The sequence below is a fragment of the Pandoraea terrae genome (genome assembly GCF_902459695.1).
GTDB lineage: Bacteria > Pseudomonadota > Gammaproteobacteria > Burkholderiales > Burkholderiaceae > Pandoraea > Pandoraea terrae.
This window is the reverse complement of record NZ_CABPRZ010000020.1, coordinates 19,284-40,802: the sequence shown is the minus strand read 5'-3', so window position 1 is coordinate 40,802 and position 21,519 is coordinate 19,284. Positions and strand designations below refer to the sequence as shown.

At 61.5% G+C, this 21,519-nt stretch carries 21 protein-coding genes; 9 read left to right on the top strand and 12 right to left on the bottom strand.

Annotated elements, in window-relative coordinates:
• Positions 1-7: 7 nt before the first annotated feature.
• The 11 genes from PTE30175_RS20185 to PTE30175_RS20135 form a co-directional block, all read right to left on the bottom strand.
• Positions 8-427, bottom strand: a complete 420-nt coding sequence (locus PTE30175_RS20185) for a lecithin retinol acyltransferase family protein (protein WP_224788888.1) — start codon at positions 425-427, stop codon at positions 8-10.
• A gap of 415 nt (positions 428-842) precedes the next feature.
• Positions 843-2,894 (bottom strand): sigma-54-dependent Fis family transcriptional regulator, encoded by a 2,052-nt coding sequence (locus PTE30175_RS20180; RefSeq protein WP_224788887.1) that lies wholly within the window; start codon positions 2,892-2,894, stop codon positions 843-845.
• Between the two features lie 147 nt (positions 2,895-3,041).
• Positions 3,042-3,974, bottom strand: a complete 933-nt coding sequence (locus PTE30175_RS20175; protein ID WP_150698863.1) for a transporter — start codon at positions 3,972-3,974, stop codon at positions 3,042-3,044.
• A 115-nt stretch (positions 3,975-4,089) separates the two neighbouring features.
• Entirely contained in the window at positions 4,090-4,281 is a 192-nt protein-coding gene (locus PTE30175_RS20170) for a hypothetical protein (RefSeq protein ID WP_150698862.1), read from the bottom strand.
• A 41-nt stretch (positions 4,282-4,322) separates the two neighbouring features.
• The gene (locus PTE30175_RS20165) at positions 4,323-5,429 is read right to left on the bottom strand and encodes a WD40 repeat domain-containing protein (RefSeq protein WP_150698861.1); all 1,107 of its coding nucleotides are present in this window, start codon (positions 5,427-5,429) and stop codon (positions 4,323-4,325) included.
• Entirely contained in the window at positions 5,426-6,445 is a 1,020-nt protein-coding gene (locus PTE30175_RS20160; RefSeq protein ID WP_150698860.1) for a CobW family GTP-binding protein, read from the bottom strand. Before PTE30175_RS20160 ends, PTE30175_RS20165 begins: the two co-directional genes overlap by 4 nt.
• A 30-nt stretch (positions 6,446-6,475) precedes the next feature.
• A complete protein-coding gene (locus PTE30175_RS20155) occupies positions 6,476-7,519 on the bottom strand; it encodes an NAD(P)-dependent alcohol dehydrogenase (RefSeq protein WP_150698859.1) in 1,044 nt (347 codons plus the stop codon).
• Between the two features lie 390 nt (positions 7,520-7,909).
• Entirely contained in the window at positions 7,910-8,263 is a 354-nt protein-coding gene (locus PTE30175_RS20150) for a c-type cytochrome (RefSeq protein WP_150698858.1), read from the bottom strand.
• Positions 8,264-8,279: 16 nt separating this feature from the next.
• The gene (locus PTE30175_RS20145) at positions 8,280-9,848 is read right to left on the bottom strand and encodes a GMC family oxidoreductase (RefSeq protein WP_150698857.1); all 1,569 of its coding nucleotides are present in this window, start codon (positions 9,846-9,848) and stop codon (positions 8,280-8,282) included.
• A gap of 33 nt (positions 9,849-9,881) precedes the next feature.
• Positions 9,882-10,493, bottom strand: a complete 612-nt coding sequence (locus PTE30175_RS20140) for a tat (twin-arginine translocation) pathway signal sequence (protein ID WP_224788886.1) — start codon at positions 10,491-10,493, stop codon at positions 9,882-9,884.
• A gap of 43 nt (positions 10,494-10,536) precedes the next feature.
• Positions 10,537-10,932, bottom strand: coding sequence for a VOC family protein (locus PTE30175_RS20135; RefSeq protein WP_150698918.1), 396 nt, complete (start codon positions 10,930-10,932; stop codon positions 10,537-10,539).
• Positions 10,933-11,541: 609 nt separating this feature from the next.
• On the opposite strand from PTE30175_RS20135, the gene PTE30175_RS20130 reads away from it, so the two are divergent.
• The 9 genes from PTE30175_RS20130 (at position 11,542) to gloB (ending at position 20,764) form a co-directional block, all read left to right on the top strand.
• Positions 11,542-13,215, top strand: coding sequence for an aromatic/alkene/methane monooxygenase hydroxylase/oxygenase subunit alpha (locus PTE30175_RS20130; protein WP_150698856.1), 1,674 nt, complete (start codon positions 11,542-11,544; stop codon positions 13,213-13,215).
• 72 nt (positions 13,216-13,287) lie between these two features.
• Positions 13,288-14,328: an FAD-binding oxidoreductase gene (locus PTE30175_RS20125; protein WP_150698855.1), complete on the top strand. Its 1,041-nt coding sequence runs from the start codon at positions 13,288-13,290 to the stop codon at positions 14,326-14,328.
• Positions 14,329-14,391: 63 nt separating this feature from the next.
• Positions 14,392-15,477, top strand: a complete 1,086-nt coding sequence (locus PTE30175_RS20120) for an aromatic/alkene monooxygenase hydroxylase subunit beta (RefSeq protein WP_150698854.1) — start codon at positions 14,392-14,394, stop codon at positions 15,475-15,477.
• 41 nt (positions 15,478-15,518) lie between these two features.
• Positions 15,519-15,878, top strand: coding sequence for an MmoB/DmpM family protein (locus PTE30175_RS20115; RefSeq protein ID WP_150698853.1), 360 nt, complete (start codon positions 15,519-15,521; stop codon positions 15,876-15,878).
• Between the two features lie 191 nt (positions 15,879-16,069).
• Positions 16,070-17,707: a molecular chaperone GroEL gene (groEL, locus tag PTE30175_RS20110; RefSeq protein WP_150698852.1), complete on the top strand. Its 1,638-nt coding sequence runs from the start codon at positions 16,070-16,072 to the stop codon at positions 17,705-17,707.
• Between the two features lie 32 nt (positions 17,708-17,739).
• A complete protein-coding gene (locus tag PTE30175_RS28315; protein WP_191629152.1) occupies positions 17,740-17,904 on the top strand; it encodes a hypothetical protein in 165 nt (54 codons plus the stop codon).
• A gap of 126 nt (positions 17,905-18,030) precedes the next feature.
• Complete coding sequence (locus tag PTE30175_RS20105) at positions 18,031-18,354, top strand: DUF4148 domain-containing protein (protein WP_150698851.1); 324 nt, start codon at positions 18,031-18,033, stop codon at positions 18,352-18,354.
• A 141-nt stretch (positions 18,355-18,495) separates the two neighbouring features.
• A complete protein-coding gene (locus PTE30175_RS20100; protein ID WP_150698850.1) occupies positions 18,496-19,869 on the top strand; it encodes an Nramp family divalent metal transporter in 1,374 nt (457 codons plus the stop codon).
• Positions 19,870-19,960: 91 nt separating this feature from the next.
• Positions 19,961-20,764, top strand: coding sequence for a hydroxyacylglutathione hydrolase (gene gloB / locus PTE30175_RS20095; protein WP_150698849.1), 804 nt, complete (start codon positions 19,961-19,963; stop codon positions 20,762-20,764).
• Between the two features lie 82 nt (positions 20,765-20,846).
• Here gloB and PTE30175_RS20090 read toward each other — a convergent pair whose 3' ends face one another.
• Positions 20,847-21,386, bottom strand: a complete 540-nt coding sequence (locus PTE30175_RS20090) for an Lrp/AsnC family transcriptional regulator (protein ID WP_150698848.1) — start codon at positions 21,384-21,386, stop codon at positions 20,847-20,849.
• Positions 21,387-21,519: the final 133 nt, after the last annotated feature.

Below are 21,519 nucleotides of genomic sequence, written 5' to 3'. Positions count from 1 at the left end.
GGGCAATTCATGCCATTTCCAGCTGGCAAGACCTTGAATTGCTCCCGAAAAACGCCAGGAGCAGTTGCGCCACGGCGCGCACGACGGCGGTGGGATGCGTTACATACCATTCCACCTGTTCGCTGCGGCTTTCGCCATAGAGGCTCCAGGTGCACAGATGCTCACAGTTGTTCGTCAGGAGCCGGTAGCTATTTTCTCCCAGACGGGAGCGGGCTCGACGCACGGCTTCATGGCCAGGGTACTTGGGAGCCACGCCGGGCATGATCCAGACGCCTTGGCCAGCGGCGAAGCTTGCGATGCTCACTTCCTCCACCGGTCCGTGGCAAAGCGATCTGGACAGTCCGGCGTAATGTACAACTCGGCCGTTGCCGGCGTAAATGCCGTGGTGCAGATAGCTCGGGCGTGGCGTGATGAGATGCGAGCCCATTGGAGGTTCAGGTGTACCGCTGACACGCCACGGGGTGGAGGCGAGAGAGCTGCACGTGCTCTTGAGGGCAGAGCCCTCGTCTGGTTGCCGGATTTCCATCGTATGCCCCTCCTGCCCGCATCCACGCACGCTTCTGTTGCGCGGGTCACTGTCCTGTATCAGCAATGACGCATCAATCGTGCCAATGGAACTTGCGACGACGGAACAAGCGGGGGGAGGGCGCGGCCTCAGCCTGGGGGCTTGGCGCTGAGGCCTTGTAGGCTGAGGACCGGCGGTTGCGGGCCAGGAGCGAATCGTCTGGCACGCGCGATGACTGTCTCAAATTCGGACTGTCACGAACGATTTTGAGACGCAAGACGACACGATAAATCGGTACGAATGTTCGAAGGGACCGGGAGAGCGCGGGCGCAAGGACTTACCTCACGATGTCTTCCAGGCGGTAGAGCTCGACCTTACGATACAGCGTGCTGCGTGAGACCCCGAGCAAGCGAGCTGCTTGGGCAAGGTTTCCCTGAGTGTTGTGCAGTGCGCGCGCGATCGCCACGCGTTCGGCCTGTTCCAGGCTGTCGGACGGCATCGGAGGCGCGCTCGCCGCCCCTATGCCGGCACTCTCCAGCAATTCCGGTGGCAGATCGCTCAAGCCCACCATCTCGCCGTTGGAGGTAAGCAGCAGGCTCTCGACCACGTTGCGCAGCTCGCGCGCATTTCCGGGCCATGCATAAGCGCGTAGCGCGGCCTTCGCGTCAGCGCTCCACCGCAGCTCCGCCACGTCGTGCCGGCGCGCAAGGCAACAATTGAAGTGCTCAATCAACAAGTCGATATCAATATCCCGCTCACGTAAAGGCGGGATACGCACTTGCGTGACGCTGATACGGTAATAGAGGTCGCGACGGAAACGTCCGGCTTCGACTTCATCTCGCAGGTTGCGATTGGTCAGCGATAACAGGCGCACGTTGACCCGACGTGGCTGGCTGTCGCCCAGGCGATAGACAATGCCTTCCTCGAGCACTCGCAACAGCACGGGTTGCAGGTCGAGCGGCAATTCTCCGATCTCGTCCAGGCATAAAGTGCCGCCGTGCGCGAGTTCGAACCGCCCCGGCCGGCCTTCCGAGGTCGCCCCCGTGAACGCACCGCGGACGTGGCCAAACAACTCGCCCGCGATCAGCTCCTTTGTTGCGGCACCGCAATTAAACGCAATGAACGGCTTGCAGGCACCTTCCTCGCCATGCATCGCGCGAGCAAACAATTCCTTGCCGACGCCGGTTTCCCCCTGGATCAGCACGGGAACCTGCTTGCCCACGAGTTGCCGCCCGCGTTCGATCGCGGCCAGCATCGCCGCGCTGCGTCCGATAATGTGACGGAAGGAACTGCGCTCAGGGTCGGCCTCAGAGCCCTGCTCGATCGCACGATTCGCGTTGGCCGGACGGGAACGGCTGGGCACCACGATCATCGCGCCAATGCGTTTTCCCTCGACTGTGATGGGATTCAACCATTCGGCACGCAGCCCCTCAGGCAGTTGCTTCGCCCACTCCTCGATGGGGGAGCACTCGTCAATGCCTTGCAGTTGCTCGCCGAGGTCGAGCGCCACTGGCACACGGCCACTCGCGTGGATCAGCCGGCCATGTCGGTCCAGTGCCAACATCGCCGTGGCGTCCCTGCCGGTCACCTGTTGCAGGCAGACTTCCAGCAGTCGCATCCGCTCATTCATGGCGCGCTCAGCCAGGATCAGCTCGATCTGACGTGCCGCGGCTACCGCGAGCGTCAGGTTATTACGCTGGTACGTTTGCGGCGGACCCGAAATATCGATGACACCGACCAGCGCGCCGCTCAGCGGGTCGCATATCGGTGCCGCCGCACATGTCCAGGATTTGATGCCCTCGCAAAAATGCTCAGCGGCGTGGATCTGCACCGGCCGGCGGGTGGCGATGGCTGTGCCGATGCCATTGGTGCCGACTGAACTTTCGCCCCAGTCCCCGCCCTCCATGAGATGGATGTCTTGCCCACGTTCCAGCGTGTGCATGTCGCCGGCTGTCTCGAGTACAACACCCTCCGGCGTAGTCAGCAGCATGATCGTGCTGGAGTCGACCAACAGATCCTTCGTCACTGCGAAAATGCTGGCCGCCGCCTTGAGGAGTTCGCGGTGGCGCCAGCGCAGGCGCGCGACGTCGTCACCGCGTGCGGCGAGAGGCGCGGAGCGGTTGGTGGGACAGACGCCGCTGCTCACGCTACGTTGCCATGACGCCCCCAGGTGCTCGCTGACCGTTACTTCGGCAAGCGGTACACCGCTGAGGAAGCGCTCCCACGCCCGCATGGTTTCCCTCTGGATCTGCAGGGCATCGGCCGCATCGTGCGTCGGGCGCAATTCCTTCCCGGTCACTGGTTGCGCCACACCCAACGGACGATCTGTTACTTGAAACCCGGGCATCGCACTCCTCCTCATGTACCGCCGTGCCGGATCGTTGCGCATCAACGATCCGGCACGCACGGTCTGCGGTCATCCATTTATGATATATGGCTTTTTAACGCTTCCATTTCTGCATGGCGCCCGCCTTGAGACGTTTTCACCTCATTGCAAAGTGACCGACGCGGGCGGCAAGGCACCACCCCACCACTGTCAGAAGGCCTTGAGCAAACGCAAGTTGATGCGGTTAGTCTCCTTGAAACCGTTGGCCACTGATATATCACGTCCCCAGGTCGTCAGGATCTGCGTGGTTGGATTGAAGAACCAAGCCGCGCCCACATAAAACTTCTGCTGCTGGGAAGCGTTGTGTTGGTCGACGCCGTCGACTTTCGTTTGGCCGCCCCAGAAATGCGCGTAGCCGGCGCGCAGGTCGAGGGTATCAGTCACCTTATAGTGAACGGCCACTTGCAACTCGTAAAGTGGGTCTTGCCTCAGGGTCTGCGAGCGGGGCCCGAAATCGTTGTTAGCGCCGAAGAAGCTGACGTCGCCGGTCAGGTTGAGAAAGAGTTTCTGCGTAATGCCGGCGAGATAGCCGAACTGCAAGGTGTATTGCCAACGATTGTTGCCCAGGTTCAGTGCGCTGTTCTTGTCGTACGACCCCGTGGGTGCGATCAGGAAGGGTGTGACCGCGAAATACTGCTGGTGATCGGCGTCGTTGAGGAGCCAGGTCGGCAGACCCAGGATGACGTCACCCGCGCCGCTGGCGTTGCCAAGTGAACTCGTTGCGCCATGCGCGTCCAGTCGGCCGAACGGCACCAGAATTTCCGGTGCGGTGAGAAAGCCCCCCACATTCATGTAGTGCAGGTAACGGAATATGCCGATATCGGAATCCAGGCGGTTGTCGCCGGGCACGCGCTGCCCCCCCGAATACAACTGGTTACGATCTACATGCTGGTAGTAAAGCAGCGCGAGGTTGGTGCCGGGCGGTACGGGTTGGTACTCCGCAGCATCCACGTCGATGGCGCGCGCTGGCATCGAAAGGCCAAGTGCCGCCAGGGTGACGCTCAGGACAAACGCCTTGTGAAGCGCCGAGAACAGGCTGCGATTGAATCGATCGTCTCCATCTTGTTTTGTAATGCTAATCATTTGTTTTCCTCTGTTGTTATCGTCAGTGACTGATTATGTTTTTCGTGATCTTCCTCGCCGAGCCGGTGCCCGGCTGTTTCGCCGCAGGTCGTTGTATCCCGCAGGCGCCGTTGCATTAGCCGGCAGGTTCGCTTTCTTTCATCGCGGTAGGCTTGCCTTCGGCAATGAACCGCGCCGCCAGGATCAAGGCGCCCATCGCAAACTCCTTGCCGTGTGCATTGATCATCGCGTCGGCGAGCGCGCCCAGTTGTTGGAAAAAGAGATCCTTGGATGCGGCCTCCACGCTTGCTGATGTGCTCTCACTCATAGTCGTTTCCTCGATAGTGGGTGGATGCAGGGCCGGTCACGTCAAGCGCCGGCGTTGAAACGAAACAGGGATGCCGGCAGGTTGACCCAGCCGATGTGGCCGCTCTCGGTGCCTAGCGCCAGGTGAGTGCCGTCATCCGACCACGCCAAGGCGCTGACCGTGCCACCGCCGGAGCCCTTGATGAACAGGACGTCCTCGGAACCCGGCTGCGTAAGGAGCACCGCACCGTTGTGGTAGCCGGCGGCGATCAGCGCTTGCGTGGGATGACAAGCCACTACGGTGACCGGCGTCTTGCTCGCGATGCCGCATTGCACGGGCTGCGCATCGCGGCCCGGGGTGTCGAAGTGCCAGCACGTGACGCGAGGCGCGCCGCTGGTGGCCAGCATTTGGCCCCCCGCCATGAAGGAAAGCGACAGCGGTTGCCCGGGATATCCGCCCATCTCGATATCGCCGTAGTCGGCCAGCCGCCAACCGTGCAAGGCGTTTTCCTGCATGCCGGTAAAGAGGTAGCGGCCGTCGCGCGACCACGCCACCGCACGGTGGTAACCCGGCCAGGCGAGCTGGTGCGGCTCGCCATCCACGGGCCAGAGTGTGACGCCGCCGTGGTACGCGACCGCGAGCCGCGACCCGGTCGGGTCGAACGCCAGCGCGGTCGCCGAAGCGTGCACATCGACGCAAATATCGACGTTTTCGTCATCGCGTTTGAGGAGGTGCACATGACGGCCGCAGGAGAACGCGCGCCAGCCCGTCGCGCTCGCGGCAACGTGATCGATCCAAAGCCCTGCGTTGTCAGCAAGAACATCCGTGGCGCCCTGCCGTGAAGTGCGCACCAGACGGCCGTCGTCGCCACCGCTCAGGAAGCCGTCGCCGGCATCCGCCACGAGGGCCAGGCAGACACCCTGATGCGCGGGCACGTACCGCGGGGACGGCGGTGGTTCCTGCTGCACGGCGACCTCGGCGCGGCCGTCGGCGTGTGTCAGAATGCGAGGCCCTGCCGGCCACCCGGTATCTGCGAGCGCGAGTGAGCCGTCGCCCAGCGCGAAACCGAATACTCGCGACTTCGCGTTCCAGGCCAGCGCCACCACCGGCGCGTCAAGGTGCCACTGGGCGCCCAGCCATTCAATCAGACTGCAGGCCGGCATGTTCATCGGTGCGCTCCGCAGGTATCCAGTTCCTTGCGCAGGCTTTGCTGGTTGAGGTTGCGGCCAATGAAGACCAGGCGGCTGTCGCGCTGCTCGCATGGCTCCCACGAGGTGCCGAACACCAGGTCAAGCGTCATGTGTACGCCCTGGAACACCAGGCGCCGGTCACTGTCGTCGAGATCGACGATACCCTTGAGCCGAAGCAGGTCCTGGCCGCGTTCGCGCACGAGTTGTTGCAACCAGGGCAGGAACCGCTCGCGAGCCAGCGGCCGTTCGAGCTGGAACGAAGCGCATTCGATGCCATGACTGTGGCGGGCCGGCGTAATCGTCATGAGGCGGCCCGGCGCGTCGCCCTTGGCCGTGGCCAGTACGGGGCGCAACGGGTTCAGACGCAGACGCCCCGGATCGAATGCGCTACGCCCGAGCAGCAGGTCGAGTGGCACATCGCATCGCACGCCGTGCAGCAACTGGGCGGTCGGATTGATCGCCCGCACGGAATCGTCCAGCGCACTCAGTGCGTCCGCTTCGGAGGCCGTGCCAGGTTCAAGCAGGTCGACCTTGTTGAGGACGACGGTGTCGGCCTGCGCCAGTTGCTGTGCCGCTTCACAGTTGTCTGAAAGCTGGCGCTGCAGATGTCGGGCGTCAGCAACGCAGATAACGGTGTCAATACAGGTATGCTGCCGAATGTAGTCATCTGCGAAAAACGTCTGGATGACCGGCGCCGGGTCGGCAAGCCCGGACGTCTCGATCAGAATGCCGTCGAGCGTGCCTTTGCGCCTGAGCAGCGCTGACACCACTCGGATCAGGTCACCGCGCACCTTGCAGCACAGGCAACCGTTGTTGAGTTCCAGCACTTCATCCTCGGCGCCCATCACCAGGTCGCCATCGATACCGAGCTTGCCGTACTCGTTGACGATCACCGCGTAGCGTTTGCCATGCGATTCGCCGAGGATCCTGTTGAGCAGGGTGGTCTTTCCTGCACCGAGAAAACCCGTAAGAACGCTGACGGGAATACGTGTCATTTCAGCCTCCACGCAATGTGTGATGCCGTCCTATGGAAGTAACACTGCACGGCCTACCACACGGCCATGGTGAAGATCCTTGAGCGCGAGATTGGCGTCCGCCAGGGAATACTCGCGCGTGGCAAGGCGCACGCGTCCGCTATCGGCCAGCGCCATGAGTTCCATCAGTTCGGGGTAAGTGCCCACCAGGTTGCCCACGATGGTCTTTTCACTGGTGATCAGGTCGATGGTCGGCACTTCAAGGCGCCCGCCGTAGCCGACTACGTAATAGAAGCCGGCATTGCGCGTCATGGCCAACCCGTTGGCGACTGAATCGCCCTCGCCGACGAAGTCCAGTACCGCCTCTGCACCATGTCCGCCCGTCAGTTCAAGCACTCGGTCGACGACATGTTCGTCACCCATGACCAAGTGTTGCGCGCCACAATCGGCAGCCAGGTGCAGCGCCTGTTCCGTGCGGTCGATCACGATGATTTCCGCGGCGCACAAGGCGTGAAGCACTTGAATGCCAATGTGCCCCAGCCCGCCGGCTCCGATCACCACGGCGTACTGCCCCGGGAGCAGATGGTGTGCGGCCTTGCGTGCGGCGTGATACGCGGTCAAGCCCGCATCCGTGTATGGCGCCACGTCCTTGGGCGCCAGCGATTTCGGCAGTTTGATAAGCGAACGCTCGCCCGTGAGCATGTACTCAGCGTAACCGCCGTTGGCGTTGATACCGGGGAAGCGACTCTCGGCGGCATGCATGTCGTTTCCGCGCCGGCAGGCCAGGCAGTGACCGCCAGTCACCAGCGGGTGACAGATGACCGGATCGCCGACCTTGACATGCTCGACCGCGCTGCCCGTGGCTTCGACCCACCCGGCGTTCTCGTGTCCGAGGATGTGGGGCAGCGCCACGTCGGCCTTGCCGCGCCAGATACCTTCGATAACATGCAGGTCAGTGCGGCATACGCCTGCTCCACCGACGCGGACGATGACGTCTGTCGGCCGTTCAATCCTGGGATCTTCGACCTCCTCGCAGCGCAACCACGCATCGTTTACGAGGTGCTCGTCGTACTCATGCAGTACGGCAGCCTTCATGGGATTGTCTCCTTTGCCCCTGAGGGGTTCTGTTTTGTCGGAACCCTTTTGGCTACCTGCTCTTTTGTCGTGCCTGCGGCAGGTTCGGATTCCGTTCGCCGGTGTGCCGGCTTTATGCCTTCTTGTTTGCAGCTTTTGTGCCACGCCCGGTTGTCAAGTCCTCATGCCCGATAGAGCATTGATTCAAAAGGCGATTTCTCTGGGTCCGTACGCCGCGCGACGTCAGGCGGGGGATTTCGTGTCGCAAAACCGTACGAACTGTGTGCCACGCGCCGGGTTCAGGTGTCCGATTCCCGGACGCGTGGCCGACGGAAGAAAACGCACGGCCTGCCCGAGCATGAGCGCGGCCGCAAAAAATGCCCGCGCGCGGGCCGCATCACCTCGCGGCACTCACTGATGCCCGGGTGTCTGTTTCAGGATCCATGCGAGGACCGTACGCAAGTCCGCGTCCGTGATGCCGGGGTTGGGTGGCATCGCCACCTGACCCCAGACGCCACTGCCGCCGCTACGTACCTTCCCCACCAACCGATCCGCTGCGTCCGGAGTGTTCGCGTACTTTGCGGCGACGGCATTGAAGGCCGGCCCTACGACCGGTTCCGTCTTGCCATGACAGGCACTGCAATTGTTGGTGTCGAGCACGCGCTGGATGTTCGCCGGCGTGTCCGCTGCGAAGCATTGGAGCGCCAGGAATACCCCGCCTGACGTCAATGCTGTGATGAGAAGGCGACTGATTGAGATGTCCATGCTGCCTGGCTCCATGTCAGATCGCCCCGCGGGACATCTGCTGCGCGATGAAGTCAGCCTGACGAATTGCCAGGGTGACGATCGTCAGCGTGGGGTTTTCGGCTGCGCTCGAGGTGAACTGGCTGCCATCCGAAATGAACAGGTTGGCGATATCGTGGGTTTGCCCGTGCTTGTTGCACACACCGTCCTCGGGCTTGTCGCTCATGCGGCAGGTACCAAGATTGTGCGTGGACGGATACGGCGGCGTGCGCATCACCTTCTTGGCACCAACGGCTCGATAGACCGCCTCACCTTGACGATAGGCGTGCTCGCGCATCGCGATGTCGTTCGGGTGGTCGTCATAGTGGACGTTCGGTACCGGCAAACCGTACTGGTCCTTGGCCGCGGAATTCAGCGTCACGCGGTTTGATTGCTGAGGCATGTCTTCGCCAACCAGCCACATGCCGGCCGTGTTGGCGTAGTTGTCGATGAAGTCGGCGAACTCCGGACCCCATGAACCCGGGTTGAGAAAAGCAGCGTAGAACGAAAGACCCAGCGAGATGGTCTCCATCTCGTATCCGCCGACGAAACCCCGCTTCGGATTGTGTTCGACTTCGTCCTGGATGATGCCGGCCATCACCGTGCCGCGATAGAAATGCACCGGATGGTCGAAGTACGCATATACCGAGCCTGTCATGTGCCGCATATAGTTGCGCCCGACCTGGTCCGAACTGTTGGCGAGTCCGTGCGGGAATTTTCCGCTGGCCGAAAGCAGCAGCAAGCGCGGGGTTTCGATCGAATTCCCGGCAACGCATACGACGCGAGCCTTCTGACGCTGTTGCTTGCCTTGAGCGTCGTAGTAAACGACCCCGGTGACCTTGCCCTGGCTATTGTGTTCGATCTGGGTGACGTGGGCCTGGGTGCGCAGCTCCAGGTTGCCGGTCGTTTCGGCGGCGGGAATCTCGGTGTAAAGGGTTGACCATTTGGCGCCCGACTTGCAACCCTGGAAGCAGAAGCCCAATTGCATGCAGCGGCCGCGGCCCGCGCGCGGCGCACTGTTGATGGCCATGCGCCCGGTACTGCACTGTTTGTAGCCAAGCTTGGTGGCGCCGTTGTACATCACCTTGAAGTTGTTGTTGCCGGGCAGGCCCGCAATGTCGTTGGTGCGCGTCACGCCCATCTTGTCTTCGGCCTTGGCGTAATATGGCTCGAGATCCGCAAGGCTGATCGGCCAGTCGAGCAGGTTGGCCCCGGCCACCGCGCCATAGTGGGTGCGTGCCTTGAGCTCGTGCTCATGAAAACGCAACGATGCGCCAGCCCAATGGGTCGTCGTTCCGCCAACGGTCTTGCAGATCCATGCGGGCAGGTTCGGGAAGTCGAGCGCCACGCGCCAACTCCCGGACGTGGTCCGCTTGTCGGTCCAGGCCAATTGCTTGAAGGACGGCCACTCGTCGTTGATGAAGGTTGCCGACGACTGACGTTGGCCGGCTTCGAGCAACACAACCTTGACGCCCTTCTGGCAGAGTTCATTCGCCAAGGTTCCACCACCCGCGCCAGAGCCGATAATGACGACGACCGAGTCGTCGTCAAGCGAGAATTGAGTCATGATTTCGTTCTCCTCTGAATTGTTATCGATGTATCAGGCAGCCAATGCCGGACTGGCGCTGGCCGGCGGGTTGGGCAGCCACGTCAGGTCGTTGAAGCCGCGGAAGACGTAGCCGCCCTTCGAGAACGCCTCACCCTGGTACCCGAAATGTGCGAAAGCCAGCTCGTTGTCATACAGCGACGTCAGGCACATGCCGCGCACCTTCTGGACGAACGGATCCTCGATCAGATCTGCGACGATCTTGTGTCGTGCCTCAGCGGACAGCTTTGACCACCTGCCTCCCGCCTTGGCGTTCAGCCGGCGCACGCCGTTCGCGACCAACTGTCGGCCATCCGCGCCTGCGGCGAGACCGTCGACGTCCTTGACCGCGAGCGCGTAGATGGCGTCGGGCAGGTTCCTGTGGGGGTACAGCGTCTTGATGAGCGCCAGCACTGCATCGGCCTGCGCTTGGTTGAGATGCTTCACTTCGAGCGCCCAAGCCAAGCTGGGGGCCAGTAACCCGACTGCGCTTTGTGCGGCCAGCACGCCGGTCAGCAGCGCCGAGGCCTTCATGACGTTGCGGCGGGCAATGCTGCTGGGCTCGCCGTCGCTGTCTGCGGTTGCGCGACCTTCCGTTTGACGCGGCTTGAAGAACATGGGGATCATTTTTTGTCTCCTGGTGAGATGGAAGCTGCTTGCTTGTTGTTCTCTACACGTAGTGCCCGGCCTTCTTGAGCACCTCGATCTTGTAACCGTCCGGGTCGGTCACGAAGAAGAACTGCGCGACCGGCTCGCCATCGATGGACAATGACTTGATGTCGGTCGGCTGGCCGCCGAGCGCATCCAGCGACTGCCGCAACGCGTCGAGGTCATCGGTGCAGAACGCCATATGCCCATACCCTGTTCCAAGGTCATACGGTTCGGTGCGCCCCTTGTTTTGAGTCAACTCGATCTCAAAGCCGCTTTCCGGGTCGCGCAGGTACACCAGGGTGAAGGAGGGGAAGTCGAGCCGATGCGACTCTCGCAGACCAAAGCCCTGCGTATAGAAACGAATGGCGGGCGCCAGCTCGCGCACACGAATCATGGAATGAATGTATTTAGGCAACGTGCCTCCTCGATAAAGATGGTGATGATGGCAATACATGAAAGCAGCTTGCATGCCAGCCCTCGAAGGTCGGCCGGATGCTTTCCAAGCCTTTGAATCCATTTGGATATTTTTGCGCTGCCGTCAGTGCGTAAATTTGCCTGTCGTAAAATCGGACGCCTACACACGATTGCCTGGTCGGCACCTGTCCGAAAATCGGGCGGCTGTGTGGTTCGATTCGTCCGCACCGCCGCGCGTTACGCGTCGGCCCGCTCCGTCCGATATTGAGACGCACCCACAGCCGGGCTGTCGCAAAACAAGACCCCCCTCAATCCGCCTCGTACAAAACTCCCATTGAAATCAGGGCAGTAGCAGGCGCCTTGCGCATGGCACGCGACTTGCTCGTATGAGTGCAGGTCGATGGCCGGCGCCGAAGAGTTGACGGCGCACAACAAGAAGAACATGGAGACGCAAGGACAAGTCGAGCGACGCCTCTCAAGTGGCGCGATCGCTGCCAACGCCTTCCTGTTCAAGCAAGCGTCCGGACATCGATCAAGGCAACGGCAGTGGTGGACGCGCCACGCACACATCTGCCGTTGTACGGACAGCAACCATCACAGGAGAAGACCCATGGCAGACACGCTGACGTTGAACAAGATCACGTCACAGAAAGGCATAAGCATTGGCGAAGCGGCGAAGCGCATTGCGGATCTCGGCTGGCAGCCGAGCTACGTGCAGGAAGCGATGACGTTTCCGACGGACTACAAAATAAGCAAAGCGCCGCGTGACCCGATGAAGCAAGTGCTTCGCTCTTATTTCCCGATGCAGGAGGAAAAAGATAACCGTGTTTACGGCGCACTCGACGCCGCGCTACGCGGTGACATGTTCCGTAATGTAGAAGCCCGTTGGGTTGAGTGGATGAAGCTGTTTCTGGCGATCATTCCGTTCCCCGAGATCTCGGCTGCGCGCTCGATGTCGATGCTTGGCCGCCTGGCGCCAGGGGAGGAACTGCGCACCGGCTTCACCATGCAGATGGTCGACGAATTCCGCCACTCCACGATTCAGATGAACCTGAAGAAGTGGTACATGGAAAACTACATCGACCCGGCCGGATTCGACATCACCGAAGCCGCCTTCGGCAAGTGCTACGCCACCACCATTGGACGCCAGTTCGGTGAAGGCTTCCTGACGGGTGATGCGCTGACCGCCGCCAACATCTACCTGCAAGTGGTTGCCGAGACAGGCTTCACCAATACGCTGTTCGTGGCCATGCCATCTGAAGCCGCCCGCAACGGCGACTATGCGCTGCCCACAGTGTTCCTCTCGGTCCAGTCGGATGAAAGCCGCCACATCGGCAACGGCCACTCGCTGTTGATGTCGGTCATCAACGATCCGGACAACCACCTGCTGCTCGAGCGCGACATCCGTTACGCATTCTGGCAGAACCACGCGATCGTCGATGCTGCCATTGGCACGATCATTGAATACGGCACGACGGATCGCAGCAAGAGTAAGGAGTCCTATGCTGAACTGTGGCACCGCTGGATTTATGAAGACTACTACCGTACCTACATGCTGCCGCTCGAGAAATACGGCATCAAGATCCATCACGACGACGTCAGCGCGGCATGGGATCGGCTCGTCAAGAAGAACTACGTTCACAAGGTCGCACAGTTCTTTGCGGTCGGCTGGCCGGTGAACTTCTGGCGCATCGAAGCCCAGACGGAGAAGGACTTCGAATGGTTCGAGCACAAATACCCGGGCTGGTATGCGGAGTTTGGCGACTTCTGGAAGTGGTACGCGAAGAAGAGTGTGCCGGGCGAGACCAACATCCTGTTCGACCAGGAAAACGGCTACGTGTACCCGCACCGCTGCTGGAGTTGCATGGTGCCGTGCCTGATCCGCGAGGATTTCGTGACCGACGAAGTAGACGGCCAGCTCTACACCTATTGCTCGGACCTGTGCCGCTGGACGCACAAGGTCGCCTTTGCCGCCGAGTATGAAGGCCGGCCGACACCGGCAATGGGCCGCTTCAGCGGCCGCCGCGAGTGGGAGGAGTGCTACCACGGTTGGGACCTCGCCGACGTTGTCAAGGACCTCGGATTCGTTCGCCCCGACGGGAAGACCCTTGTCTCGCAGCCGCACCTGCGCTTCGACGAAAAGCAGATGTGGACACTCGACCACGTCCGCGGTCACAAGCTCCAGAGCCCGCTGATCCTGCTGCGTGAAATGACGCCCGAGCAACGCGAGAAACACATCGCCGAGTACCGGGCGGGCTTCAAGATCAACCCGTTCGCCGCGTAATAGTGTTCATGCGCGTTCAGCCGGCATCCCGGCCGGACGCGCCGCCACGGGCAAAAATGAAAGAGAACTGATATGTCTGAGAAACGTGTACATACCGTCCGGTTCGAGCCGGTCGGTGTCGAGATGGAGGTCGAGGAGGGCGAGTGGGTGCTCGACGCCGCCTTCCGCCAGGGCATCGCGGTCATGCATGGTTGCCGCGAAGGTCAGTGCAGCAGTTGCAAGTGCGTACTCGTGGATGGCGATGCGGAGGTGCAGAAGTATTCGACCTTCGCATTGCCGGACTACGAGCGCGATACGGGACATATCCTGCTGTGCCGGACCTATGCATATAGCGACATCACCGTAGAACTGCTCAACTACGACGAGGACGTATTGAGCCGTTCCATCGCAGTCAAGGAGTTCCAGGGGAAGCTCGCCGGCATCAAGACCCTGACCCACGACATCCGGCTACTGCAAGTGCAGCTCGACGAGCCCTTGAAGTTCTGGGCCGGGCAGTTTGTCGAACTGACGGTGCCCGGCATCGGCATCATGCGCTCCTATTCGATGGCGAACACGCCGAACCAGCCGACTCAGCTGGAGTTCATCATCAAGAAATACCCGGACGGCGCGTTTTCTTCCCTGCTCGACGGATCGCTGGAGGTTGGCACCCCCGTGCGGGTCAAAGGTCCGTATGGCGGCTGCTTCCGGCGCGAAGGACGGCCGGGGCCGCTGATCCTGGTGGGGGGCGGCTCAGGCATGTCTCCGCTGTGGTCCATCCTGAACGACCACATGCAAAGCGGGGAACAGCGCCCTGTGCGGTTCTTCTATGGCGCGCGTAATCGGCGCGACCTGTTCTACATGGAACAGTTCGCCGAGCTTGAGCAGAAGCTCGATGACTTCCGCTTCATTCCAGCACTGTCGCAACCATCGGACGACGACGCGTGGACTGGCGAGACCGGCTATATCCACGACGTGGTCGAGCGCACGCTGCGGGCCGAACAGCTCGAGGGGCAGATGGACGCCTTCTCGTGCGGTCCGCCCCCGATGATCGATGCGCTGCTGCCGGTGTTGCAGCGCGCCGGCGTCGCGCCCGAGCACATCTATTTCGACAAGTTCACGCCGGCTGCGCGCTGAGCGAACGGTGGTGGCCAGCACAAACGCGTTGTTGAAACCATAAGTCAATTTAGGAGAATGAACATGAGTGCAGTACGAGATGAATCGACACCTGTGACGTCCGGGGCCGCAGGTGCCGCTCAGTTCCCGGGGTGGGACAGCCGGAAGTACAACTACTACGAACCGAAAGGGCGAAAGGCGACCCACTACGAGGACATGACGCTCGACGTGCAGCCGGACCCGAAGCGGTATCTGCTGCAGGACTGGATTCTGTCGTTTCCCGACGGCACGTCTACCTACTCGGAGGACTGGACCGAAGCCAGGAGTTCGAATTGGCACGTGTTCCGGGCCGTCGACGAGGAGTGGGAGCGCACGCACTACCAACGCCAGTCGACCATCGTAGGCATGGTGACGCACGCGATCGAGAACGCCCGTCGCTCCGGCGCTCCCGCTCGCTTCGACAAAACGTGGGTGAAAGTCCTCGAGCAGCACGTGAGCGCGTACAAGCACGCCGAGTTCGGTCTCGGGACGGCGACCATGCACGCGCAGCGCTATGGCTATACGCAGATGATCAATAGCGCGATTTTGACGAATTCGTCGTACAAGCTGCGATTCGCTCAGGACCTGACGCTATATCTCAGCGATATCGGACTGGACATCGGCGGATTCAACATCGATGCGGGCAAGGAACACTGGCTGAACGATCCGATCTGGCAGGGTACACGCAAGTTGATCGAAACGATCGGCGGCGCAACGGATTATCTTGAAAAGTATTTCTCCGTCAACGTCGTATTCGAGCCTCTGGTCGCAGAACTGTTCCGTAGCGGCTTCATCATGCAGGTTGCCGCGGCGCAGAACGACTTCGTCACGCCCACGGTAGTCTCGTCGGCCGAGGGCGACTATCAACGCAACCTGGCCAACGCGGTGGATCTGTTCCATATCCTGGCCAACGATCCCGAGCACGGTGCTCACAACCGGAAGTTGTTCGCTCGCTGGCTCGCGCAATACGGCGAACTTGCATTGTCGGCGGCCAAGCAGTTGCAGCCGATCTGGTCGCTGCCCCACGTCAAGGTCGCGCAATTCGACGGTGTACTCGACAGTGCGCTCGAGCGTGCACGGCACATCGCCAGCCAGATCGGCGTCGAGCTGCCGGCCTGCCTGGCTGCCTGAGCCCGTTTGCCAATCCATCAGCAAAACCCAAGGACCTTCCCATGTCTACTCAACAAGAGCCTGACAACATCTTCAAATCGTTTTCGGAAATTCGTTTCGAAGACACGATTTCCCATCAGTGCGGCGTGACCATGAACGATAGCGTCGAAGCCCGCGCCATTGCCGAGCTGATGCATTCCAAGCCCGGCATCAAGGTTACCTACCTTCCGGCGATGATCCGCATCGATGGCGAAGGCAAGATCGAGTTCAAGATGAACGAGATCAGCGAGGTGCTCGGCCGCGAGATGACCCCGCATCTGTTCGAGATCTCCACGTCGACCCACTACGGGCGCATGGTGATGATCGACGACAACACGGTGGTGCTGTTCGGCAACATGGAAGACGCGATGGCGTACGAGTGACGCGCAACGCGGCCCTGTCCGGCTGAGAGGACGGGCGCGGGCCGCGTTTCGATGCGTCGCCGGCAGGCCCGAGCACGCAGTCCATAGAGCGAACGGCACGCATCGCCCAAGTCCTCCGGCGCAGGGAGGACAGTTGACAAAGCAAGTCCATAAAACCGTCCGGCAGGACGAGACAATGCAAGGAGACAAACATGCCCAACATCATGTTGCACGACGAGGAAGCCCGCACGGCGCTCGGTCGGGGCGTGGCCAAGCTGGCCCGCACCGTACGAGGCACGCTCGGTCCGCGTGGAATGAACGCGATCATTGATCGCCCGATAGGCACACCGATCATTTCCCGGGATGGCGTGAGCATCGCCAGCGAGATCGAACTCGAAGACCCGTTCGAGAACATTGGCGCGCAGGTGGTGCGCGAGGTGTCACGGCAGACCAATGAAGTTGCGGGTGACGGCACCACCACCGCGACCGTATTGGCCGATGCGCTCGTGCAGGGCGGCCTGGCCTGTCTGGCGGAGGGCGCGAATCCGGTCGAACTCGTCGAGGGACTGGACCTTGCCGTCGCAGAGACGATCGCCGCGCTCAAGCGCGCTGCCTCGCCGCTTGCGGGGAGCGCGGACCTTCGCGCGGTCGCCGTGGTGGCGGCTAACGACGACGTAACTGGCGCACTCGTGGCCGACGCGCTGGAGCGGGTCGGAGCCAACGGCATTGTCGAGGTCGAGTACGGCAGCACGGTGGAGACGATCCTTGAAGTCGTCGATGGCATGGCCTTCGACCGGGGATATCTCTCGCATCACATGGTCACCGATGTCGAGCGCATGCAGGTGGTCCTGGAAAATCCCGTGATCCTGATGACCGACCAGAAGCTGCAGACGCAGGATGAGGTTGCCGCATTGCAGCGCGTGGTCGGAGACAGTGAACGGCCGCTGCTGGTCATTGCCGAGGAGGTCGCCCCTGCCTGTGTCGTCGCGCTGCTTGCCTGGAGCGAAAAGCGCGGCGTGCCCGTGGCGGCGATTCACCCGCCCGAGTACGGTCATTGGCGCAAGGCGATGCTTGAAGACATCGGCATCGTCACCGGGGGACGTGTGCTTTCGCGCGACCTGGGCGGGTGCATCGTCGACGTGCAGTGGCGCGACTTGGGTAGCGCGCGGCAAATCCGCATTTCGGCCAACCAGACCATTATCACGGCGGGTGGTGGCGATGCCGCAGCCGTCGCGGCACGGCGGCAGCAGGTGGCCCGGCAGTACGAAATGGCGCCGCAGAACGTCGAGCGCGACAAGATCAAGGAACGGCTGGCCAAGCTCTCAGGCGGCACCGCGATGATCCTGGCCGGCGGCGCCACACCCGTCGAGCAAAAGCGTCGCCTGCATCTGATCGAAGACGCGGTCCATGCGGCGCGCGCCGCGATCGAGGAAGGCGTGGTACCGGGAGGGGGCAGCGCCTTGCTGCGCGTGGCGGGTGAACTCGAGGGGCTGATTGCCCGCCACGAAGGCAGCGTTCGCGAAGGCGTGCGCCTGCTGCAAGGCGCCCTCGTGCGACCACTGCACCAGATCGCCGTCAATCGTGGCCTCAACGGCGATGCGATTGTTGCCCGTGCCGCGCTGACGCCGAACGGCGTCGGCTTCGACGCGCGCAACAACACCTTCGTTGACTTGGCCGAGGCCGGCATCATCGATCCGGTCAAGGTCAGCTATAGCGCCGTACGCAATGCCGCTTCAGTGGCAGGACTCATCCTCACGACACAAACGCTGGTGGCCAAGAAGCCCGAGTACGTTGATCCGACCGCGAGCCCTGCATTGGGTGGCGGCATGGAGAACTTCGGTCGGTCATGACACAGGTCTTCTCCACACAAGGATGACGGTACATGAATACGGAATCCCGCTTGCCCGGCCAACCCGGCACGCCGCTTGGGAACGGACACGCACGTCTGCGTTTGCTGCAGCGTGGGGTGGGCGTTTCGATAGTCGTGCTGGGCTGGTTGCAACTGTTCACGCCGCTGGTTGAAGTTGTCACGCATTTGCCGCGTTGACGTGCTTCGGCGCGGACCAACACCGAGGTGCCCACCGGAGCGGATACGGCCTGCTCCGCTTGAGAAAGGCGCCGTCATTACAAAGCCGTCAATAACTTATGTATCCCTATCGAGAGGAGTTAAATCATGAAGCATTCGAACCTTGCCATGACATCTGTCTGTATGGCTCTCATGGTGTGTGCCGGCGCTACCCTTGCGGCCGATGGAATACCGGGCGGTTCATTGCCCGGCTCGGAGATTGACCAACTGGCGGGATCCGGTGGCCGCTTGACGCGCGCTCAAGTCCAGACGGAACTCGAACAGGCCCAAGCCCAGGGTTTGATCGGCCACAGCGACAACGCCTACCCGCAGTCACCTGCGAGCGCACCGCCGCAGAAACTGGCTGAACCTCAGTACGCGTTGCCGCCGGCGCGTACGGAACTGGACAGGCAGGTCTATGACCGCGCGTGAGCCGCGGTCCCGGCACGGCGCCCGTCACACCCGGCGGGTGCCGTCAATGCCAGGGTGCGGGCAGCCGCTCGGCTGCGGCCAGCGTGTAGCCGCTGGATGTGGCGCCCACGTGTACGCAAGCTCACCTGCACAGGTAATAAGATGACCGATCTCGGCCAAAGTATCGATATTCGTGCGATTGCGCCCGGCGGACGGCGTCTGTTGGGGTATGTCGGCCCCGCAGCGATGGTGAGTGTCGGCTACATCGACCCCGGCAACTGGGCGACCGACCTGGAGGGAGGCTCCCGCTTCGGCTACCAGTTGTTGTGGGTTCTGCTCGCAGCCAACCTGATTGCCCTGTTGCTGCAGTCACTTGCGGCACGGCTGGGCATCGTCGCCAACAAGGACCTGGCTCAGGCCTGCCGCGCCTACTATCCCCGCTCGGTCGCGATATCGTTGTGGCTACTGTGCGAAATCGCCATCATCGCCTGCGATCTGGCCGAAGTCCTGGGCAGCGCGATCGCGCTGAACCTGCTATTCGGCATTCCGTTGGTGTGGGGCTCGGTCATTACGGGCTTCGATGTCGTGTTCATCATGTCGATGCAGTATTTCGGAATCCGCAAGCTCGAGGCAGTCGTGGCGGCGCTGATCCTGACGGTCGGTGTCTGCCTGGGCCTGGAGTGGTATCTGGCGGGTCCGTCCTGGCGCGGCATTGCCGGCGGATTCGTCCCCAGGCTGGACTCGTCGATGCTGTACATTGCCATCGGCATTCTCGGCGCCACGGTGATGCCGCACAATCTCTACCTCCATTCATCCCTGGTGCAGACCCGCCGCATCGACAGCAGTCCCTGTGCGCGACGCGAGGCGATCCGCTTCAACTTCATCGACACAGCGCTCTCACTCAACGTTGCGTTCGTGTTCAACGCGGCGGTCCTGGTTCTCTCGTCGGCGACATTCTTCACTCGCGGCATTGTTGCAACGGACCTGCGTCAGGCGCACGAACTGCTTACGCCGTTGCTGGGTACGTCGGCAGCATCGCTGGCGTTTGCGGTCGGCTTGCTCGCCGCGGGCCAGAGCTCGACCATCACCGGTACGCTTGCCGGACAAATCGTCATGGACGGATTTTTGCGCATTCGCCTGAATCCGGTGTTGCGGCGAATCCTCACCCGGGGCTTGGCGATCATTCCGGCAGTGTCCGTGCTGTCCTTCACGGGTGACAAGGGCGTCATGCAATTGCTGGTACTCAGTCAGGTAGTGCTGAGTCTTCAACTGCCGTTTGCGATGGTGCCGCTGCTGCGTTTCACCAACAGCCGGACAATCATGGGGGCGTTTGCCAATCCGCCTTGGGTCAGGTTGACCGCATGGATCGCCATTGTCGGCATTACCGTGCTCAACGCACGGTTGGTCATCAATGTGCTTGACGCGCCTGACAGCAAAGCCGGCGCTGTCGCATTCGTAGCGGGCGGGGTGATCGCAAGCCTGCTGCTGGGGCTGCTGGCGTGGATCTCCTGCACGCCGATGAAGAGACACCCGTGAACCCGCTGCCCGCGACACGAACCCTAAAGTCAAATTTCCATGTCTTGACGGATGGCGCTGACGCCGAGTCCAACCCGAATAGCGATCTCAGATGAAAGCACTGCAATACCATCCCATCCCGGCATTCGACGATAACTACATCTGGCTGGTGACTGACGGGGTCGATTGCCTCGTCGTGGATCCCGGTGAGGCGGCGCCGGTCACGGCTTACTGCAAGCAACATGGATTACGTCTCAGGGCAATCTTGCTTACGCATCACCATCATGACCACGTGGGGGGCGTTGAATCGCTGCTTGCGGCGTGGCCGGAAAGTACGGACATACGGGTCTACGGTCCTGCAGGGGAAGACATTCCGAATGTCTCGACGCGCTTGTCGCACGGCGGCAAAGTCAGGATTGAACACCCGGCTTTCGAAGCGACGGTGATCGACGTCCCGGGACACACCTTGGGACATATTGCGTACTATCAGCCTGCCGAAGCAGAGGGTGCACCGCATCTGTTCTGCGGCGACACGCTTTTTGCCAGCGGATGCGGCAGACTGTTCGAAGGAACGTCGGAGCAGATGCTTGCCTCCCTTGATATCCTGGCGGGGCTTCCTTCTTCGACTCATGTCCATTGCGCACACGAGTACACCTTGTCCAATGCCCTGTTTGCGGTAGCCTGTGAGCCAGGGAATGGTCACGCCGATCAGTGGCTGGCAGCTGTGAAGACCCTTCGCACGGATGGCCAACCGACCCTGCCGACCACGATAGGGCATGAGAAGGCAGTCAATCCATTCCTCAGGGTGGATGAGCCGACCGTTCAAGCGAGGCTGACAACGCGGTTCGGCGCGCCAGTCACCGATCGGCTTACCGCGTTCACCCTGATGCGTCTTTGGAAAGACCGATTCCATTGATCGAAGCGACGGGCATGAGAGACCGTCCGCACGCGCATGCCTCCACACCACGCATACGATTGCCTCTCGCATCGAGGCGAGCTCAAGTCCACTCGAGCGGCGTCTCGTCGTTTGCCGGTAGCGTCAGGCCCCCGACGGGCAGCGGCAACGCGGTCTTGTAGCGCACTTGCTTGAGCGCGAAGCTGGACCGGATATTCGATACGCCGGGTATTTTTGTGAGCCACTGCACGATAAACCGCTCGAGGCTTTGCATATCGGGCATGACGACGCGCAGCAGATAGTCGGCATCGCCCGTCATCAGATAGCACTCCATGACCTCAGGTCGCTCGCCAACCGCCTGCTCGAAGCGGCTCAGCGCGTTTTCGACCTGCCTTTCGAGACTTACCTGAATAAAGACATTGAGGCGTAGCCCGAGCGCCTCGGCGTCGAGCAGCGACACATGCTGCCGAAACAGGCCGAGCTTTTCGAGCGCGCGCACACGGTTGAAGCAGGGCGTTGACGACAGGTTGACGGCGCGCGCCAGCTCGGCGTTCGTGATGCGGGCGTCCTTCTGAAGATGCTGAAGGATCGCAATGTCGATACGGTCGAGCCGCTTCGCGGCGGATCTGGGTTCGGATGACATAGTGTAAATATTCCGTAAATTGATTATTTGTGAGAATAGATACACTATCGTAAAGCGTGTTAACAGGCAAAAGAGATGCACATTCTGCGACTTGGCGGGTAAGCTGATTCAATATTTTCGGGTTGCGTCAGAC

Excerpts from the sequence above, each read along its gene's own strand:
- PTE30175_RS20185 (WP_224788888.1), bottom strand. The coding sequence starts at position 427 with ATGGGCTCGCATCTCATCACGCCACGCCCGAGCTATCTGCACCACGGC.
- PTE30175_RS20180 (WP_224788887.1), bottom strand. The coding sequence starts at position 2,894 with ATGCGCAACGATCCGGCACGGCGGTACATGAGGAGGAGTGCGATGCCC.
- PTE30175_RS20175 (WP_150698863.1), bottom strand. The coding sequence starts at position 3,974 with ATGATTAGCATTACAAAACAAGATGGAGACGATCGATTCAATCGCAGC.
- PTE30175_RS20170 (WP_150698862.1), bottom strand. The coding sequence starts at position 4,281 with ATGAGTGAGAGCACATCAGCAAGCGTGGAGGCCGCATCCAAGGATCTC.
- PTE30175_RS20165 (WP_150698861.1), bottom strand. The coding sequence starts at position 5,429 with ATGAACATGCCGGCCTGCAGTCTGATTGAATGGCTGGGCGCCCAGTGG.
- PTE30175_RS20160 (WP_150698860.1), bottom strand. The coding sequence starts at position 6,445 with ATGACACGTATTCCCGTCAGCGTTCTTACGGGTTTTCTCGGTGCAGGA.
- PTE30175_RS20155 (WP_150698859.1), bottom strand. The coding sequence starts at position 7,519 with ATGAAGGCTGCCGTACTGCATGAGTACGACGAGCACCTCGTAAACGAT.
- PTE30175_RS20150 (WP_150698858.1), bottom strand. The coding sequence starts at position 8,263 with ATGGACATCTCAATCAGTCGCCTTCTCATCACAGCATTGACGTCAGGC.
- PTE30175_RS20145 (WP_150698857.1), bottom strand. The coding sequence starts at position 9,848 with ATGACTCAATTCTCGCTTGACGACGACTCGGTCGTCGTCATTATCGGC.
- PTE30175_RS20140 (WP_224788886.1), bottom strand. The coding sequence starts at position 10,493 with ATGATCCCCATGTTCTTCAAGCCGCGTCAAACGGAAGGTCGCGCAACC.
- PTE30175_RS20130 (WP_150698856.1), top strand. The coding sequence starts at position 11,542 with ATGGCAGACACGCTGACGTTGAACAAGATCACGTCACAGAAAGGCATA.
- PTE30175_RS20125 (WP_150698855.1), top strand. The coding sequence starts at position 13,288 with ATGTCTGAGAAACGTGTACATACCGTCCGGTTCGAGCCGGTCGGTGTC.
- PTE30175_RS20120 (WP_150698854.1), top strand. The coding sequence starts at position 14,392 with ATGAGTGCAGTACGAGATGAATCGACACCTGTGACGTCCGGGGCCGCA.
- PTE30175_RS20115 (WP_150698853.1), top strand. The coding sequence starts at position 15,519 with ATGTCTACTCAACAAGAGCCTGACAACATCTTCAAATCGTTTTCGGAA.
- groEL (WP_150698852.1), top strand. The coding sequence starts at position 16,070 with ATGCCCAACATCATGTTGCACGACGAGGAAGCCCGCACGGCGCTCGGT.
- PTE30175_RS28315 (WP_191629152.1), top strand. The coding sequence starts at position 17,740 with ATGAATACGGAATCCCGCTTGCCCGGCCAACCCGGCACGCCGCTTGGG.
- PTE30175_RS20105 (WP_150698851.1), top strand. The coding sequence starts at position 18,031 with ATGAAGCATTCGAACCTTGCCATGACATCTGTCTGTATGGCTCTCATG.
- PTE30175_RS20100 (WP_150698850.1), top strand. The coding sequence starts at position 18,496 with ATGACCGATCTCGGCCAAAGTATCGATATTCGTGCGATTGCGCCCGGC.
- gloB (WP_150698849.1), top strand. The coding sequence starts at position 19,961 with ATGAAAGCACTGCAATACCATCCCATCCCGGCATTCGACGATAACTAC.
- PTE30175_RS20090 (WP_150698848.1), bottom strand. The coding sequence starts at position 21,386 with ATGTCATCCGAACCCAGATCCGCCGCGAAGCGGCTCGACCGTATCGAC.